Genomic DNA, 15,580 nt, shown 5'->3' with positions numbered 1-15,580 from the left:
TCGTGGGCGAAAACCGTTCCGGCACAGTCGATGTCGGCGAGGATCTGGACATTCTGAGTGAGCAGCTGCGCGGGCTGCGGGAGTTGGCCGCCGATCCGGATCTGACCGCGGCAGACGGCGTCGTCTACGACTTCGGCATCCGGTGGGGCGCGATGATGTCGGGACGGCTGCCGCGGGTCGTGTACTACCGGGAGCGTGGTGCGCTGTCGGTGGCCGATCGGGACCGATTCGACCGGCTGATCGAGGAATTCGCCGACGCCGCCGCGACGATCGAACGCTTCCGGCTGGCCCCGGCGCGCACGGCCGGTCGCTCGCAGCACGCTCACTCGGCCACCGGAGCGAGCCACAGCTGATCGCGGCGCATCCGGATTCCGGTGTGCGGCACCGGACATGCGGGATTCGCGCAGGTCAGTGCGACCATATAGGCGTCGAGATTCTCGTCGAGGAACAGGAACCCCAGATACAGCGCGTCGCCCACACGGAAATCCGTTGCGCCACAAGCTCGGCAGCGTGCGCGCCGACGGTCGAGGTAGGCGAGGACGCGATCGCGTTGCCGCTCGGTCAGTGCGATGTTCTCCGGTCGCCGCTGGGTCGTCGTCATATCTCGACGTCCTTGTCGTAGTAGATGTTGTCCTCCCGCCAGCCGCCCATGCCGCGGCCGATATGGGAGTAGTCGGAGACGAACTCGATCCGGTCGATCCACTTCGCCATCTTGAAACCGACCTGGTTCTCCACCCGGAGCCGCAGCGGCGCACCGTGTTCGATGGGCAGCGGTGCGCCGTTCATCCGGTAGGCGAGCAGCGTCTGCGGGTTGCCGGCCAGTTCCAGATCCAGCACCTCGTAGAACTGGCCGACGCCGTCGGCGCTCGGATCGTCGCGTCCGGTGTCCTGCATGGTGAGGAAGCACAGATATTTCGCGTCCGGCAGGGGGCGGACCTGGGCGACGAGTTCGCACAGCGGCAGCCCGGTCCATTCCCCGATACTCGACCAGCCCTGCACGCAGTTGTGCAGGACCCGCTGGGTCTGCGGTTCGCCGAGCGCGCGCAGATCGTCCAGGCTCAGGTGCATCGGGTGTTCGACGAGACCACCGACGTCCAGGCGCCAATCGGCGAAATTGTGTGCGGCCATCACCTTGTACGGCAGCGCCGTCGGCGGTTTCCCGTTCACCCGGTGTTCCGGCGAGAGCGCGTGCGTCGAGTAGTCCTGCCGCGAGGTCAGCGGCCGGAGCAAGCCCAGCCGCAGTCGGCGCACGAAGGCGCCCAGCACCCGCTGCACCGACCGCGGATCGCGCAGGCTCCACACCGTGGCCGCGATATGCAACAGCACGATCGCGCCGATGATCACGAACGACAGCGCGATCGCCCAGTCGATATTGCGGACCTGCCCGAAGATCATCAGCGCGGTGAGCTGACCCCAGCTCCAGAAGAACACCATCGACACGTGGATGACGATGAACACGGCGAATGCCAGCAGGCCCAGGAAATGCAGGCTGCGCGCCGACTGCCGTCCGCCGAACATTCGTACGAACCAGGGAAAACGAGCCTCCACGGCCGGTGATTGCGCTGCGCCGGTGAGGATCTGGAACGGCGCGAGCACAAAGATCACGCCGGCGTAGGCGAGTTTCTGCACCGCGTCGAAGGGCTGTCCCGGCAGCAGCGGCGGCAGGTTGAAACTCATATAGGTCACGACGTCGTGCCAGGCCGCGGGAAACAGCGACCACGAGGTCGGGATGTAGCGCCGCCACTGGCCGGTCGCGAACAGCAGCACGTAATAGGCGAGCCCGACGAGTATCCAACCGGCGACCGTCGCGAAATGCCAATGCCGGCCCAGGCCCAATTTCTTGTGGCCGGGCAGCGCGATCAGTGACGAGTAGCTCTCCTCCTCGTCGAGGGTGTCGTAGAGCTTGTCGGTCGGCATGCGCTTGCGGGTGAATCGCGCCCATTCGGTGCCGGGTTTGCTGTCGTCGCGCCAGAAGAGTTTCGGGTAACTGGACAGGATTTCCACCCCGCTGCGCATCGCGAAGGTAAGAAACAGCACATTGAGCCAGTGTTCGATCCGCAGCCAGGCCGGAAAATCCAAGGTGGTCATCGTGTCTCACCCCATTTCCGCTCAGTCGTGCCACTGCTGTCGTTGCGGCCGGGCGACGGTGACACCCAGCACGATCGCGGCGGTCACCGCCAGGAAGCCCAGCGCGCAGGTCCCGGCCACACTGCCCGGAGCGCTGTCCCACCAGCCCCGCACCTCGGGCAGGCCGGGGAGTCCGGTGAGCCTGCTGAGCACATACACCACCAGGAAGGTGAGGGCGGCGAGCCCGCCCAGGGCCCAGCCGGCGCGCGCGGTACGGGCGCCGCACACCAGCGCCGCGGCCACAGCGCAGAAGGCGATCAGGATCGCGAAACCCACGCGCAGATAGGTCGGCAGCGCGTCCTCGCGCACCAGCACGTCCAGATGCACCCCGCCCAGACCGAGCAACAGTGCCGCCCCGGCCGCGGTGGTCGTGCGGGGAAGGTCGACGGCGGCGTAACGGTCCACGATCAGCGCCCCGAGATGATTTGTCCCGCTCTGGCTTTCAGCGCGTCGGGGACGACGCGGCTGACCAGGCCCATCACCTTCGTGGGCAGCGAGGCGGCGACGACCTTCTGCTCGCCCGCCAGCAGCGCGTCGACCCCCTGGCGGGCGACCTCGGCGGGATCGTCCTTGGGGCCGCGGCCGATGCGGGTGTCCAGCATCTTCGCGCGCCGGAAGAAGTCGGTGTCGGTGGGGCCCGGCAGCAAGGCCGTGACGGTGATGCCCTTGTCGCGCAATTCCTGGCGCAGCGCCTCGGCGAACGACTGCACGAACGACTTCGACGCGTGGTAGACGGCCTGCTCGGGGCCGGGAATCATGGCCGCGATCGACGAGGTGAACAGCAGCCGTCCCGAGCCGCGCGCGGCCATATCGGCGACCACCGGTTTCGCCAGGCGCACGGTCGAGCGCACGTTGAGGTCGATCACCGCGAGCTCGTCGTCGAGGTCGGTCGACAGGAAATCGCCGCCGCGCCCGATGCCCGCGTTGAAGGCCACCGCATCGAGCGCGCGGCCGTCCTCGGTGGCCGTGGCGTACAGCTGCTCCGGTCCGTTGGCGCTGTGCAGATCGATGCGCAGCGGCCGCACGTGCGCACCGGACCGGCGCAGCGATTCGGCGGCCACGTCGATGGCGGCGTCCTCGGCGGCGATGACCACGTCGTATCCGCGTTCGGCGAACTGTCTGGCGAGCTCGAACCCGATACCGCTGGACGCGCCGGTCACCAGGGCCAGGGGAGGTGTGTCGGTCATACCTCCCGCCTACCCGGACAGTGCGAACACATACCTGTGCGTCGCAATCGCGGCAGCTCGTTCGTGTGTGTGCGTTTCCGCTCGAAGCGCCGGGGTAGCCGCCGCACATCTGTGTCCACGACATGATTCGAGGCCTATATGTTCACTCACAACAAGGACTTGCAATTCGAGGTCCGGGTCGACCGCCCGGATCCGCGGTTCGCGACGCTGCTGCAGGAGCAGTTCGGCGGCGCGAACGGTGAATTGAAGGCGGCGATGCAATATTTCAGCCAGGCGTTCGTGCTACGCCGCAAACACCCCAAAACGTACGACCTGTTCATGGATATCGCGACCGAGGAATTCAGTCACCTCGAAATCGTGGGATCGATGATCACGATGCTGCTCGACGGGCTCAACGACGATTTGAAACAGGCCAACGAGCGCTGTGACTGGATGCCGGTCGTCTCCCGCTCCGACGGCCGGGATGCCGCGATCCACCAGGTGGCGGCCGATCCGCTGTTCTTCGCGCTGCGCGGCGGCGGCCCGGATGTGGGCAATTCGGCCGGTGTCCCGTGGACGGGCGCCTACGTCAATTCCAACGGCGAACCGTCGGTGGATCTGCGCAGCAACCTCGCCGCGGAGACACGAGCGAAAATCGTCTACGAATATCTGAAGCAGTTCACCGACGACCCGGGCGTTCAGGAAACCCTGTCGTTCCTGATGACCCGTGAGGTCGCGCATTTCCAGCAGTTCACCGCGGCGTTGAACGATCTGCCGGTGAATTTCCCTCCCGGTGCGCTGCCGGGTGACGACCGTTTCCAGAATCTGGCGTTCAACATGTCGAACGGCGACTCCAGCCGCGGGCCGTGGAACGAGGGACAGGGCCCGTGGCCGCAGGGGATGAGCTGGGATTACGTGGAAGATCCGGTGTCGGGGTGGTTGAGCGCCGGCAAGGGGCGCAACCACGGTGCGGAGAACAATCCGCAGGGCGAACCCGCCGTCGACGGCACCAAGCCCTTCACCCACGAACAGCACGTTCCGGGCTGAGCTACCCCTCGCAGTGTGAGAACGGAGCAACCGATGGATGCATTGACCTTTCTGCGCAACGACCACGAAAGTGTGCTCGGCATGCTCGAATCGCTCGAACGGGGCCGCGGCACCGGCGAGGCCGAAGTGAAGGCCCGGGGCGATCTGGTGACGAGCCTGGTGATGGCCGAATCGCAGCACGAGGCGATCGAGGAGCAGTTCTTCTGGCCGGCGGTGCGCCGGGCGCTGCCCGACGGCGACAACCTCGCCGATCGAGCGGTGTCACAAGAGGATTCGGCCAAGGAACTGTTGCAGCAACTGGAGGATTTCGGTGCCGGCAGCCGCGAATTCGAGGAGGCGCTGGACCGGTTCATTCCCGCCGCCCGGGCCCATATCGAATTCGAGCAATCGCAGGTGTGGCCGCGGCTGAGCGAAGCGCAGAGCCCGGCCGAACTCGAACAACTGGGGGACAAGATGCAGGCGGCGAAGAAATTCGCACCCACTCGCCCGCATCCGAACACCCCCTCCAACCCCGCGACCCTGAAGTCGGCGGGCCTGCTGGCGGCCGTACTGGACAAGGTGCGGGATTTCGTGGGTGGCCGCCGGGCGCATCAGCCGCCGACCCCGCCACCGACATAGGTTTCGCCCGATTCTCCCGCACCGGCGCGGTTGCCCTCGCCGGTGCGGGGTAGGGCTGCAGTGAGAGCCGACGACGATCAGGGGCGCATTCGCCCCGGACAGGACGCCGAACATGTCTGCAATGGATCCGGACCCGGCCAAGACTCCGGACCTGGAACCCGGTGGTGGTGTAGCCCCCGGTTCCACCCCGCCGGATACCGCCCAGACCTCGGGTCTCTCGGCGCCGGAGCCGAGCACCCGTCATCATTTCCCGGCCAGCGGGGCGTTGCTCATCGTCATCGTCGCGGCGATCGTGGTGGTGTTCGTCGTCGTCGCGATCGCGCTGATCGTCTCCATGACCTGAGGGGCCGGCGGTCCGTACTGCGCCGCCTTGACCGAAACTATATCCAGCTCAGTCGAATTCGCGGTTTCCCGCCCGCGGGCGCGGGTACTCGTGCTGATATCGCCATGGCGCGGGCCGGTGGGAGGTCGCGAGATGTCTGTCGAATACACGGGTTACGACGACCCGGTGACTCCTGAGCCCGATGACCAGCCCGGCCGCGAGCGGATCGTGGGTCTCGCGCGCGGCGGCCGATGCGGGGCGCCCGGATGCCGTGAGCGTGGCTATCGACCGTATGCGACGCGTCGCCCGACGCATGCCGCGCCACCCGGATCGGGTGGGATGACGTCCCGAAAAATCTTCTGGCACAACATCATCGGAGAAATCGGCCGGCACCGGCCGTGAAGCCGATGCCGGCCGCGCGGCAGTCGGCCGGTCGAGCTGGAACTACCGCCCCGTCCGGAGAGACGATTCGTCGTAGGCCTCGCACCGGCGCACTCCGTTGTGCGGGACCGAATTGCGGGTATCCGTCGCCGTTGACGAATAGGGCGCTACGTCGAATCGTTCTCGGTACAGGAGAGATACCCCGCCCGCGCGACCGTAACCGGCGCCGATTCGCGAGAGGGGATGCGATCAGTCGACCTCGCCGGTCCGGTCGTGTTCCGCCCCCTCCGGCGTCGTGGTTCGCGGGGGTGTCAGCTGCGGGTCGTCATCGGCGGGTGGTTCGGGATCCCGCCACTCCTCGGCGCGGCTGGAGCGGTTACCGCGCAGGGTGCCCTGGAGTTCGTGCCGTAATTGATCGTCTTCGCGCGCACCGTGTTTGGTGTTTCCTCGGTCCATCGTTCTCTCTCCTTTCGCGGATCAGCGGTGCCGGAGCAGGGCGGCGACACCGTCGGTCGGAGCCGGATCCCGATCGATGGTCACGATGTCGGCTCCCGAGGCGAGCGCGGCCAGCGGCAGCGCCTCGTCGGCGCGGCGTACGACGCCGGTGCCGGAGGGCAGATCCGGCACCTGCACCGCGGTCGGATCCTGCCCCCCGTGCACGGCCCGGTCGCCGATGACGGCGGGGTCGATCAGCAGGGTCTCGACATTGCGTTCGGTGAGCGCCGCGACGACACCGGGCAGGCCCTGTACGGCGAGTTCGTGCGCGCGGCGTTGCTCGAATCCGTCGAGCACGTGGCGAACTCGGGTCCGGGCCCGGTCCCGCAGCACCTCACCGACCCGCCGGTCGAGGTCGGCCCGGTCGTCGCTCGCCTGCCGGGTGAAGCCGTCGATCTGCACGACCCGGCGGTGATGCGAGGCCAGCGCGCCGACCAGTGCGGTGCGCGCGCTGATCTCACCGGCCACCACGATCAGGCCCGCGTCGGCGTCGTCGGCCAGGCGCACCACCTCCTCCGCGGTGGCATCGATGGTCCGGCGCACCGTCTCCTCGACCCGGCTCTGCATCGAGCGATGCGCCCACCCACCCCCGTGCGCCTTGTGCACCGGATGCTGCGCGCCCTCGGTCCGGCGATCGGTGCGGTGACCGTCGCCGTCGACCGTGTACAGATCGGCACCGCGATCATCGACCACCGCGACCACGTGGGCCAGGGCCGGCGAGCGCAACTGCAGCAACGGCAGCAGATAAGGCATCGACGAGAGCCGGACAGTGGTGCGAGCGGGCGGTTCCGCCAGCGCCTCGGTGAGCAGGACGCCGTCGGCATCGGCGATGACGGCCTGTCCCGCACGCCCCGGCGGCGGATCGGACAGTCCTCGCTCGACAGCGTCGAGGACGGCGTTGTCCGCGCCGTCCTCGTCCAGGGCCTCCCGCACGGCACGACTGCGCAGTCGTTGCTGGTGTGCGGCGTCCTCGGTATCGCTGACGGTCTCGATGTAGACCGAGGCGAAAGGTCCCGGATGCTCGGTCAACTCGCGTAGTCCTGAAATGGTCACATGCGGCGGCTACCCGCACCCGGCGAGTGAAACCTCGATCCGCGCGCCGAATGCGTTTGCCGTTCCGGCCGCCGGGCATCACCGAGCCATGGACTGTGCCGGGCGGGTGAGCCGATGGATGCCGCCGATGTGACGTTCGGGGTCGAGGAGGAATTCCTGCTGGTCGATCCGGTTTCCGGAGCGCCGGTCCCGAATAACCGCGAGGTCGCGCGGTCGGCGTGCGACGCCGGGATCGATCTGCAGTTGGAGCTGACCAGCTGTCAGGTGGAAACCAGCAGTTCCGTGCATACGCGCGCGGCCGATCTGCTGCGGGAGCTGCGGCAGTTGCGCGCCGCCGTGGTGCGCGCCGCGGCCGACAACAGCGCCCGACTGCTCGCCACCGGAGTGCCGCCGACCGTGCCCGACGCCTATCCGGTCACCGATACGCCGCGCTATCGCCGCATCGAGAAACATTTCGGCATGCTCGCGCACGAGCAGGGACTGTGCGGCTGCCATGTCCACGTCTCGGTGGACGATCCGGAGACCGCGGTGCAGATCAGTAATCATCTACGGCCCTGGCTGCCGGTATTCCTTTCGCTCACAGCCAATTCCGCGGTCTATCGCGGCACCGACACCGGCTACGCCAGTTGGCGCAACGTGATGTGGCGGCGCTGGCCCAGTGCCGGCCCGCCACCGTATTTCCAGTCCTGCGCCGACTACGACGCCGCCGTCGACATGATGCTGACCTGCGGCAGCATCCTCGACACCGGCATGGTCTATTGGGATATCCGCCGCTCCACGCACTTTCCGACGCTGGAAATCCGCATCAGCGACGTTCCCGTGACGGCGGAGGAATCGGCCTTGCTGGCGACCCTGGTTCGTGCCGCGGCCGTGGTCGGCCGCGCGGAGGTGCGCCGCGGCCGGCGCGCGCCCGCGGTGCCGGCCGCGACGCTGCGCGCCGCCTATTGGAAATCCGCGCGCGAAGGACTCGACGGCGACGGCGTCGATCCGCTGGACGGCCGAGTGGAACCGGCCCGGATCCGGCTGGCCCGGCTCGTCGATCACGTCACCCCGGCGCTGCGAGAACTGGGGGAGGAGCAGTTCGTGACCGAGACGATCGACGCGGTGACGGCCCGCGGCAACGGGGCCCGGCGGCAGTCGGCCGCGTTGCACCGGCGCGAAGCGGTCGCGGATGTGGTGGACGAACTGGCCGAGGCGACCGCGGACGGCTGTTCGCTGTAGGGGAGGGGCGCGGATGCGTATCGCGATCACGGGCGCGAGCGGCAACGTCGGCACGGCGCTGCTGCGAGCCCTGCCCGATGCCGACATCGTCGCGATCGCCCGGCGCCCGCCGCCCGCAGGCCGGGAACCGTATTCGCGGGCGCGATGGGTCGCGTGCGATATCGGCGACCCGGCGGCCCGCCCCATACTGGCGGCGGCCTTCGAGGGGATGGACGCGGTGGTGCACCTGGCCTGGGCGGTGCATCCGCGCCGCACCGACCCGCCGCTGGAACGGACCAACCGGATCGGCACCGACCACGTGCTCGGCGCGGTGGCCGACAGCCGCGTCACGCATCTGACCGTCGCGTCGTCGGTGGCCGCCTATTCTCCGGCGCCGCGCTGGACCCGCGTCGACGAGCGTCAACCGCGCGGCGGCGTGCCGGGCGGCGTCTACAGCCGGGACAAGGCGGAACTGGAACGACGGCTGGACGCCTTCACCGCCGAACGACCGGCCGTCGGTCTCGCCCGGATCCGGCCGTGCGGGATCGCCCAATCCGACGCGGCCGCGGAACTCGGCGATTGGCTGCTCGGGCCCTGGCTGCCGCGCTCGCCGATCACCCGGCCGTGGTTGCCGGTACCGCTGTGGCCCCGGCTTCGCCTGCAGCTGGTCCATGCCGAGGATGTGGCCGCGGCGATCCGGGCCATCCTGGTGCGGCGCGCCACCGGCGCCTTCGACCTGGCCGCCGAACCCGTGCTCACCGCACCGCTGCTGACCGAGATCTTCGGGGGAATGCGAATTCCCGTGCCTCGCCCGCTGCTGGCCGCCGCCGCCTTCGCCGGCTGGCGCACGGGGCTGTTGCCCTTACATCCGGCGTGGCTGGGCTTGGCCGACCGCGCGTGCCTGGTGCGAGCAGAGCGGGCGCGGAGCGAACTCGACTGGCGGCCGACGCATTCCGCGGTCGATGTGGCGGCCGAGCTTGCCGCCGGTTTGCGCGAGCACGCCTCCGGCGGCAGCCCGCCGCTGAATCCCGATCCGATGCGGTGTCGCCCGGGCCGCCCGACACACCAGGATCAACGGCCGGACCATCGGCCGGGATGAATGCCGGTGACTACGGCTCGGGGCGGTCGGGCTCGAAGGTTCCGGGCGCGAGGGTCCCGGGCCGGCGGGTGTACGGCTTGCGGGTGTCGACGTAATGTGAGGCCACCAGGTCACAGAGCCGCGCGAGCGATTGCTTGTTGCGGGGTTTGAGAGCCATGGTCTGCACCACGTCGGGGATGAACCGGCCCGGTCCGCGGATCACTTCCTCGCTCATGCTCACCTCGGTGGTGTCGGCGTCGATCGGCGTCATCTCCAGCCGGATCCACGCCACCCCCAACGGCCACAACTCCGCCTCCAGTTCGATGCTGTTCGGCGGATCGACGGCCACCACCCGAGTGGCCTGCTGAGCCATCAGCGGCCAGGCGCCGACGCTGTGATGAATCCGGGAGCCGATCCGCGGCCAGTCCTGGTCCACGTCGCGCATGTGGGTGGATCCGACCACCCAGTGGCCGTAGGACCAGCCGTCGGACAGCACGGCGAACACCTGCTCGGCCGAACCGGGAACTCCCATCGTGACCTCGCCCATCAGCACACCGCCAAGGCGTCGCGAATCATGTCCAGATGGTGCTGGACCACGGGCGCGGCGTTCTGTGCCAGCGCCGTGACCTGCGGGCTGCTGCCCTGCGCGGTCTCGGTGGCGCCCGCCTGCAGTGTCTGGACGTGGAAACCCTCCTGCATGTGCAGCCAGGCCAGGTCGTAATCGCGGCCGGTCTTCATCGCCGTCTCGCGCATCTGCTGCGACTGCTCGGCGGTCGGCATCAACGGCAGGGCCACGCCGTTCGGGATCGCGACCGCGGCGCCCATCGCCTCGAGCCGCGCGTGGTCGGTCACGAGAACGGGGCCGAGATCGCGCACCTGCTGACAGGTGCCCATGGCCGCCGCGCCCGCGCCGGACAGCATTTCGGTCAGGTTCCCCTGGTGGACGGCGACGAGAAAATCGCTGTCCTGCGCCGACAGCGCGGCCGGTTGAGCCGTGCCGACCGCGGTCGCGCCGAGCCCGAGGCCGACCGCGGCGGCGGTGACGGCCAGCAGACGATGCGGTGATCTCATGATGTGCTCCTGTTCGCCGGGTATTTGCAGCCCGGATGCCCAGCGCGGCGCGTCGTACACGTGCCGCCGGCGCTCACAGCACCACGGTGTCGCCGCGCGGGATCTCCACGACGCGATCGGCCCATCCGCGCTGTCGCATCCGGTCGCGGAATTCCGCGAGCGGGGACGCGAAGACGGTGTAGTCGTCGTAGTGCACCGGCACCGCGCGCGGCAGCCGCAGCAGGTCCACCAGCCCGGCGCCCTGTGCGCCGTCCATCGTGACGGTGAGGCCGAAGGGCAGTCGCGGCCCGGCGGGCAGGCGGGTTCCGCCCAGATGCAGGACTCCGGCGTCGATATCGTCGAATCGCCGCGGAATCTGGTCGAGTTCCTGCACCAGCAGGGTGTCGCCGGAGACGTAGCGCCGCTGGTGCACCGGCCCGTCCACGGGGCCGAATTCGTACATCGTCCCCATCACCGGCGGCAGCATGCGCCAGGTCCAGGCCGGGGCGTAGCGGCCCGGCAGCGAGCGCATTGCCGACGAAGGTGATCGACAGATCCATGAGCTGTGTCCGTCCGGTCAGCGGCCGATGTCGTAGAGCGCGGTGTGCAAGCGGGCCAACAACTTTCGCCGCGGCCATCCGGTCGGGCGGGAGTCGGCCAGCGCGGCGCGAGCGGCGTTGGCGCCGCAGGTGCCGTGCACGCCGCCGCCCGGATGTGCCGAGGCCGAGCCCAGATACAGTCCCGGCACCACGGTTTCGGGCCGGCCCAGTCCCGGGACCGGCCGGAACACCAACTGCTGGTGCAGCTGGGAGGTGCCGCCGTTGACCGCGCCGCCGACGAGATTGCCGTCGGCGCTGTGCAGATCGCTGGGCCGCTGCACGATTCGCGCGTGAATCCGGCTGCCGAAGCCGGGTGCGTGGGCTTCGAGAACGGCGTCGACCCGTTCGGCCAGCAGGTCGGCCGCGGCGTCGTCGGTGACCCCGCGCGGCAGATGGGTGTACGCCCATGCCGACTCGGTGCCGGGCGCCGACCGGCTGGGATCGGCCGTGGTCATCTGACCGAACAGCATGAACGGCGTGTGCGGCACCACGCCGGTGCCGATATCGGTGGTCCACCGCGCCAGCCCCGCCCGGTCGGCGCCCAGATGCACCGTGCCTGCCTCGCGCAGCTGCTTCGACCGCCACGGAATCGGTTCGGAGAGCGCGTAATTCACCTTGACCGTGGGAGCGTCCCAGCTGAATCGTGCCAGATCCGCGCGCAGCAGCTGCGGCAGTTCGGCGTCGGCGAGCAGCCGGGTGTAGAGCGTCGGCGCGTCGATATCGGCGATGACCGCCTTGCGCGCCCGCACCAGCTGACCCGCGGCCGTGATCACGCCGTCGGCGCGCCCGTTGCGAATGACGACGCGGTCCACCGGCTGGCCGCAGTGCACCCGCGCCCCCGCCGATTCGGCGCGGCGCACCAGGGCCGCGCTCAGCGCCCCGGCTCCGCCCACCGGAACCGGGAATCCGCCCTCCTGGGCCAGCATGGTCAGCAGATAGCCGTAGACGCCGCTGCCGGGGGCGTCCACCGGCACATCGGCATGCATCGCGTTGCCCATGATCAGCAATTTGGCGGCTTCGTCGTGGAACAGTTCGTCGACCATCCGCCCGACCGGCAGCATCAGGAACCGCAGGTACCGGAACAGGTCGGCGGATCCGAGGTCACGCCACAGTCCGGCCGCGCCGCGCACGGGCGGGAACGGGCCGAGGAACGACCCGAGCAGGTGGTCGCGCACCTGCCGCCACTGCTCGACCAGCCGCATCCAGGCGCGGCCGTCGCGGCTGTCGCGCCGAGCCAGCGCCTCGGCCGTGGTCTCGGCGTCCGGATGTACGACGGCGGCATCCGTGTCCTCGGGACAGCGGGGGTGGCCGTAGACGATGGGCGCTCGGCTCCACCGCAATCCGTGATCTTCCAGACCGAGGTCGCGCAGCGCCGGCGAGGCGCCGGCCATCGGATAGAACGCGCTGAACAGATCCATCCGGTAACCGGGCACCAGTTCGGCGCTGCGCACGGCGCCCCCGGCGGTGTCCTGGGCTTCCAGCACCACCACATCCCAGCCGCGATCGGCGAGCAGCGCGGCGCTCACCAGGCCGTTGTGCCCGCCGCCGATGATCACGGCGTCGACGGGCTCGGCATCGAGCGGCGCCGAACCGCCGGGCGTGGGCGAGGTCACGGGCATCCGCTACGGCCGGGGCCGGTCGACGTCCCCGCGCCACGCGCCGGATTCCTGCCGGCGCGATTCGATGAAGTCGCGGAAACGCTCGAGGTCACCCTTGACGCGACGATCGAGTATGCCGAGCTTGTCGGCGACGTTCTCCACGAACCCGTCGGGATCGATGTCCATCTGCGCGGTCACGCGCGTGGTGTCCTCGTCGAGCCGATGGAAGGTGATCACTCCGGCATGCCGGGGGCCGGCCTCCGAGGTCCACGACACCCGCTCGTCGGGGTGCTGTTCGGTGATCTTCGCGTCGAATTCGCGTGTCGCGCCGGCGACGTGCACCGTCCAGTGGGTGTGCGTGTCGTCGCGCTGCTCGACCCGCTCGACGCCCTGCATGAACTGCGGGAACGATTCGAACTGGGTCCACTGGTTGTAGGCGGTGGTCACCGGTACGTGCACATCGACCGATTCGGTGACTGTTGTCATGCTGCGACCTCCTCATGGTCTCGGTGGGCAACGCTGACGCCATACCCGCACCGCGCGCTCGTACACGGATCACTCGGTCCCGGCATCGAGTGCGTACGTCGAGCGGACCACCGCGAGCAGCGCGGCCTGCTGGGCGTGGCCGGGGATGTGCCGCTCGGACAGATCCCGCACGGCCGCCGCCGTATCGGCATGCGCCGTGCGCAGTTCGTCGAGGTAGGCGTCCAATCGCGCGGGATGGGCGTGAGTGGCGTCGAGACAGGCGACGGCGTCGGCCAGTACGGCGACCAGGTGAGCGAGCCGGGGTGCGAACAACTCGCCGAATTCGTCGTATTCGGCGCCGGTGGCCACTGCCTCGGTCAATCGCTTGACCTGTTCGGACACCTCGCTCAGCGCCCGGAACGGGGATTCGGAGACCGCCGGATGCCAGTCGCGGCGGCGGCGGACCAGCCAGCGCGGATTCCAGCGCAGGCTCTCGCGGCCCTGTCCGAGCGCCTCGTCGGCGCGCCGCACCGTCGCATCGAGCAGCCGCGCCTGATGCGGCCATTGCGCCGCGGTGCGGGGATCGACGTGCTCGGTCAGGCCCGCGGCGATCCAGGTCAGCAGTTCGCGCAGTTCTCCGGCGAGGGTGTCGACGGCCTCGCGGGTGCGTCGCAGATGCATGGGCGGAAGCACGATCATGTTCACCGCGACTCCGATGGCCGACCCCAACAGGATTTCGGCCATCCAATACGCCAGATAGGTCAGATTCTGCGCGGTGCCGTAACAGACCATCAGCAGCGCGGTCACCCCGGTCCAGATGCCGCTGGTGCCGAACCGATGCCATTGCCCCACGATCATTCCCACGAACACCGCGACACCGAGTGTGAGCATCGGCTGCGGGAAGACGAGCGTGGTGAGGTAGGCGACCGTCAATCCGGCCAGCAGTGCGCAGGTCTGCTGCGCGGCGCCGGTGAGCGAGCGGTACACCGTGGTCGTCATCAGGAAGACCGCCGCGTAGGGGGCCATGAACGACTGCGGCGCCGGAATCGTCGCGCGGGCGACGGCCCAGGCCGCGACGGCGGCCCCTGCCATCTTCGCGGCCTGGATCAGTGCCTCGCGTTCGCGCCCGGAACGAGTGCAGGCGCGCACCGGCCATGTCGTGGTCAATCGTCGCGCCGCTCGTGCGCGATATCCGAGAGGCGGAATGAACAGTCCCTTCGTCGCGGGTGGCCTGGCATCTACGCGCCGAGCTACCCGCGACGTTTCCGGCGAAACCCGGCGCCGGTCGCTGTCACCAGGTCAGAACGGGTTTGACGACACGTCCCGCGTGGTGGTCGGCCAGGGCGGCGCCGATCTCGGTGTACGGGTAGGACCGGACCAGCCGGTCGAGCGGCAGCCGGCCCGCCGTGTAGAACTCGAGCAGTTGCGGGATGAACCGCTGCGGCACGGCATCGCCCTCCAGGCAGCCGTGAATGGTCTTGCCGCCCAACACGATATCGCGCATATCGAGTTGCGGGACGCCGATGCCGAGGCCGACCACCGCCACCGCGCCGCCGGTGGCCAGCCCCGCCACCGCCGCCGCGAGCACGTCGGGACGACCGGTGGTGTCGAGGGCGTGGGTGGCGCCGCCGCCGGTGAGTTCGGCGATCGTCGCGGCCGTCTCGTCGCCCGGGGCCAGTGCGGCGGCCGCGCCGAGTTCGAGGGCGAGTGCCCGGCGATCGGCGGACGGTTCGACCACCAGCACCGTGGTGCCGGGACGTGTCCGCGCGGCCAGCAGCCCGGCCATGCCGACCGCACCCGCGCCGTAGATCACGAGCTGCGAATCCGGTTCGGGGACGAGCACATTCAGGATCGCGCCCGCGCCGGTCTGGAAGCCGCAGCCCAGCGCGGCGGCGACGGTGAGATCGGTGTCGCTGGGGACGACGACCGTATTGTCCGCGGTGCTCAGCGCGTATCCGGCGAAACTCGACTGCCCGAAGAAGCCGTCGCGCACGCGCGTGCCGTCGACGGAGATGCGGGGCGAGCGATCGGCACGGCCGCCGAACTGGTTCAATGCGGTGGATCGAGAGCAGTACGGCAGGCGGCCGAGCCGGCAGTTGCGGCAGCTGCCGCAGTGCCGGAACGTCAGCACGACCCGGTCGCCGGGCCGCACGCCCGCCACGTCGGCGCCGACCGCCGCCACCACACCCGCGCCCTCGTGGCCGAGCAGGATCGGGCGGTCGGCGGCGCCGGCGGCGCGGGAGACCAGATCGGTGTGACAGATTCCCGACGCCTCGATCCGGACCAGGATCTCCTCGGCGCGCGGTTCGTCGATCGTGACGGATTCCAGGCTGAAGGCGGCCCGCGGATCGCGCGACAGCGCGGCAGTGGTCACCGGCACG

At 69.5% G+C, this 15,580-nt stretch carries 18 protein-coding genes and 1 pseudogene; 6 read left to right on the top strand and 13 right to left on the bottom strand.

Annotated elements, in window-relative coordinates:
• Positions 1–2: 2 nt before the first annotated feature.
• A complete protein-coding gene (locus IRT45_RS16520; RefSeq protein ID WP_194806733.1) occupies positions 3–353 on the top strand; it encodes a hypothetical protein in 351 nt (116 codons plus the stop codon).
• On the opposite strand, the gene IRT45_RS16515 is transcribed toward IRT45_RS16520, so the two are convergent.
• From IRT45_RS16515 to IRT45_RS16500, 4 genes are read right to left on the bottom strand one after another with little or no spacing between them, the layout of a single operon-like run.
• Entirely contained in the window at positions 323–601 is a 279-nt protein-coding gene (locus IRT45_RS16515) for a hypothetical protein (protein WP_194806732.1), read from the bottom strand. The genes IRT45_RS16520 and IRT45_RS16515 overlap by 31 nt on opposite strands.
• Positions 598–2,088: a molybdopterin-dependent oxidoreductase gene (locus IRT45_RS16510; RefSeq protein WP_194806731.1), complete on the bottom strand. Its 1,491-nt coding sequence runs from the start codon at positions 2,086–2,088 to the stop codon at positions 598–600. The genes IRT45_RS16515 and IRT45_RS16510 overlap by 4 nt, the downstream gene beginning before the upstream one ends.
• Positions 2,089–2,109: 21 nt before the next feature.
• Positions 2,110–2,532 carry an oxidoreductase gene (locus tag IRT45_RS16505; protein ID WP_194806730.1) on the bottom strand — a complete coding sequence of 141 codons (423 nt, stop codon included), beginning with the start codon at positions 2,530–2,532 and terminating at the stop codon, positions 2,110–2,112.
• A gap of 2 nt (positions 2,533–2,534) precedes the next feature.
• Positions 2,535–3,314, bottom strand: a complete 780-nt coding sequence (locus tag IRT45_RS16500) for an SDR family oxidoreductase (RefSeq protein ID WP_194806729.1) — start codon at positions 3,312–3,314, stop codon at positions 2,535–2,537.
• 138 nt (positions 3,315–3,452) lie between these two features.
• On the opposite strand from IRT45_RS16500, the gene IRT45_RS16495 reads away from it, so the two are divergent.
• The 3 genes from IRT45_RS16495 to IRT45_RS16485 all read left to right on the top strand — a co-directional run bounded on the left by IRT45_RS16495 (position 3,453) and on the right by IRT45_RS16485 (position 5,301).
• Positions 3,453–4,340, top strand: a complete 888-nt coding sequence (locus IRT45_RS16495) for a manganese catalase family protein (protein ID WP_194806728.1) — start codon at positions 3,453–3,455, stop codon at positions 4,338–4,340.
• Between the two features lie 33 nt (positions 4,341–4,373).
• Positions 4,374–4,958, top strand: a complete 585-nt coding sequence (locus tag IRT45_RS16490; protein WP_194806727.1) for a hemerythrin domain-containing protein — start codon at positions 4,374–4,376, stop codon at positions 4,956–4,958.
• Between the two features lie 112 nt (positions 4,959–5,070).
• Positions 5,071–5,301: a DUF6480 family protein gene (locus IRT45_RS16485; protein WP_194806726.1), complete on the top strand. Its 231-nt coding sequence runs from the start codon at positions 5,071–5,073 to the stop codon at positions 5,299–5,301.
• Positions 5,302–5,910: 609 nt separating this feature from the next.
• Here the strand turns inward: IRT45_RS16485 and IRT45_RS16480 are convergent.
• Together IRT45_RS16480 and IRT45_RS16475 are read right to left on the bottom strand one after the other, a co-directional pair.
• Complete coding sequence (locus IRT45_RS16480) at positions 5,911–6,117, bottom strand: hypothetical protein (protein WP_039782503.1); 207 nt, start codon at positions 6,115–6,117, stop codon at positions 5,911–5,913.
• A 21-nt stretch (positions 6,118–6,138) separates the two neighbouring features.
• Complete coding sequence (locus tag IRT45_RS16475; RefSeq protein ID WP_194806725.1) at positions 6,139–7,209, bottom strand: Vms1/Ankzf1 family peptidyl-tRNA hydrolase; 1,071 nt, start codon at positions 7,207–7,209, stop codon at positions 6,139–6,141.
• 114 nt (positions 7,210–7,323) lie between these two features.
• Between IRT45_RS16475 and IRT45_RS16470 the strand changes: the two genes are divergently transcribed.
• Together IRT45_RS16470 and IRT45_RS16465 are read left to right on the top strand one after the other, a co-directional pair.
• Entirely contained in the window at positions 7,324–8,430 is a 1,107-nt protein-coding gene (locus IRT45_RS16470; protein WP_194806724.1) for a glutamate--cysteine ligase, read from the top strand.
• A gap of 13 nt (positions 8,431–8,443) precedes the next feature.
• A complete protein-coding gene (locus IRT45_RS16465; protein ID WP_194806723.1) occupies positions 8,444–9,508 on the top strand; it encodes an NAD-dependent epimerase/dehydratase family protein in 1,065 nt (354 codons plus the stop codon).
• 10 nt (positions 9,509–9,518) lie between these two features.
• On the opposite strand, the gene IRT45_RS16460 is transcribed toward IRT45_RS16465, so the two are convergent.
• The 7 genes and pseudogenes from IRT45_RS16460 to IRT45_RS16430 form a co-directional block, all read right to left on the bottom strand.
• Positions 9,519–10,034 carry an SRPBCC family protein gene (locus tag IRT45_RS16460; RefSeq protein WP_194806722.1) on the bottom strand — a complete coding sequence of 172 codons (516 nt, stop codon included), beginning with the start codon at positions 10,032–10,034 and terminating at the stop codon, positions 9,519–9,521.
• On the bottom strand, positions 10,034–10,558 hold the full coding sequence (locus IRT45_RS16455) for a DUF4142 domain-containing protein (RefSeq protein WP_194806721.1): 525 nt from the start codon (positions 10,556–10,558) through the stop codon (positions 10,034–10,036). Before IRT45_RS16455 ends, IRT45_RS16460 begins: the two co-directional genes overlap by 1 nt.
• A gap of 73 nt (positions 10,559–10,631) precedes the next feature.
• Positions 10,632–11,069: pseudogene (locus IRT45_RS16450) on the bottom strand (MBL fold metallo-hydrolase); the annotation flags it as partial.
• 45 nt (positions 11,070–11,114) lie between these two features.
• Complete coding sequence (locus IRT45_RS16445; RefSeq protein WP_309241002.1) at positions 11,115–12,749, bottom strand: NAD(P)/FAD-dependent oxidoreductase; 1,635 nt, start codon at positions 12,747–12,749, stop codon at positions 11,115–11,117.
• A 9-nt stretch (positions 12,750–12,758) separates the two neighbouring features.
• Positions 12,759–13,220: an SRPBCC family protein gene (locus IRT45_RS16440; protein ID WP_194806718.1), complete on the bottom strand. Its 462-nt coding sequence runs from the start codon at positions 13,218–13,220 to the stop codon at positions 12,759–12,761.
• 69 nt (positions 13,221–13,289) lie between these two features.
• Positions 13,290–14,366, bottom strand: coding sequence for an aromatic acid exporter family protein (locus tag IRT45_RS16435; protein ID WP_194806717.1), 1,077 nt, complete (start codon positions 14,364–14,366; stop codon positions 13,290–13,292).
• Positions 14,367–14,490: 124 nt separating this feature from the next.
• The gene (locus IRT45_RS16430; protein WP_194806716.1) at positions 14,491–15,579 is read right to left on the bottom strand and encodes an alcohol dehydrogenase catalytic domain-containing protein; all 1,089 of its coding nucleotides are present in this window, start codon (positions 15,577–15,579) and stop codon (positions 14,491–14,493) included.
• Between the last annotated feature and the right edge of the window lies 1 nt (position 15,580).

The sequence above is a fragment of the Nocardia sp. BSTN01 genome (assembly GCF_015354405.1).
Lineage (GTDB): Bacteria > Actinomycetota > Actinomycetes > Mycobacteriales > Mycobacteriaceae > Nocardia.
The sequence above is the reverse complement of the archived record's forward strand: the minus strand, read 5'-3'. Positions and strand labels throughout refer to the sequence as shown.

Bases quoted from the DNA above. Each gene is read 5' to 3' on its own strand.
- IRT45_RS16485 (WP_194806726.1), top strand. From the start codon at position 5,071: ATGTCTGCAATGGATCCGGACCCGGCCAAGACTCCGGACCTGGAACCC.
- IRT45_RS16510 (WP_194806731.1), bottom strand. From the start codon at position 2,088: ATGACCACCTTGGATTTTCCGGCCTGGCTGCGGATCGAACACTGGCTC.
- IRT45_RS16490 (WP_194806727.1), top strand. From the start codon at position 4,374: ATGGATGCATTGACCTTTCTGCGCAACGACCACGAAAGTGTGCTCGGC.
- IRT45_RS16440 (WP_194806718.1), bottom strand. From the start codon at position 13,220: ATGACAACAGTCACCGAATCGGTCGATGTGCACGTACCGGTGACCACC.
- IRT45_RS16500 (WP_194806729.1), bottom strand. From the start codon at position 3,314: ATGACCGACACACCTCCCCTGGCCCTGGTGACCGGCGCGTCCAGCGGT.
- IRT45_RS16515 (WP_194806732.1), bottom strand. From the start codon at position 601: ATGACGACGACCCAGCGGCGACCGGAGAACATCGCACTGACCGAGCGG.
- IRT45_RS16480 (WP_039782503.1), bottom strand. From the start codon at position 6,117: ATGGACCGAGGAAACACCAAACACGGTGCGCGCGAAGACGATCAATTA.
- IRT45_RS16495 (WP_194806728.1), top strand. From the start codon at position 3,453: ATGTTCACTCACAACAAGGACTTGCAATTCGAGGTCCGGGTCGACCGC.
- IRT45_RS16460 (WP_194806722.1), bottom strand. From the start codon at position 10,034: ATGGGCGAGGTCACGATGGGAGTTCCCGGTTCGGCCGAGCAGGTGTTC.
- IRT45_RS16455 (WP_194806721.1), bottom strand. From the start codon at position 10,558: ATGAGATCACCGCATCGTCTGCTGGCCGTCACCGCCGCCGCGGTCGGC.
- IRT45_RS16465 (WP_194806723.1), top strand. From the start codon at position 8,444: ATGCGTATCGCGATCACGGGCGCGAGCGGCAACGTCGGCACGGCGCTG.
- IRT45_RS16470 (WP_194806724.1), top strand. From the start codon at position 7,324: ATGGATGCCGCCGATGTGACGTTCGGGGTCGAGGAGGAATTCCTGCTG.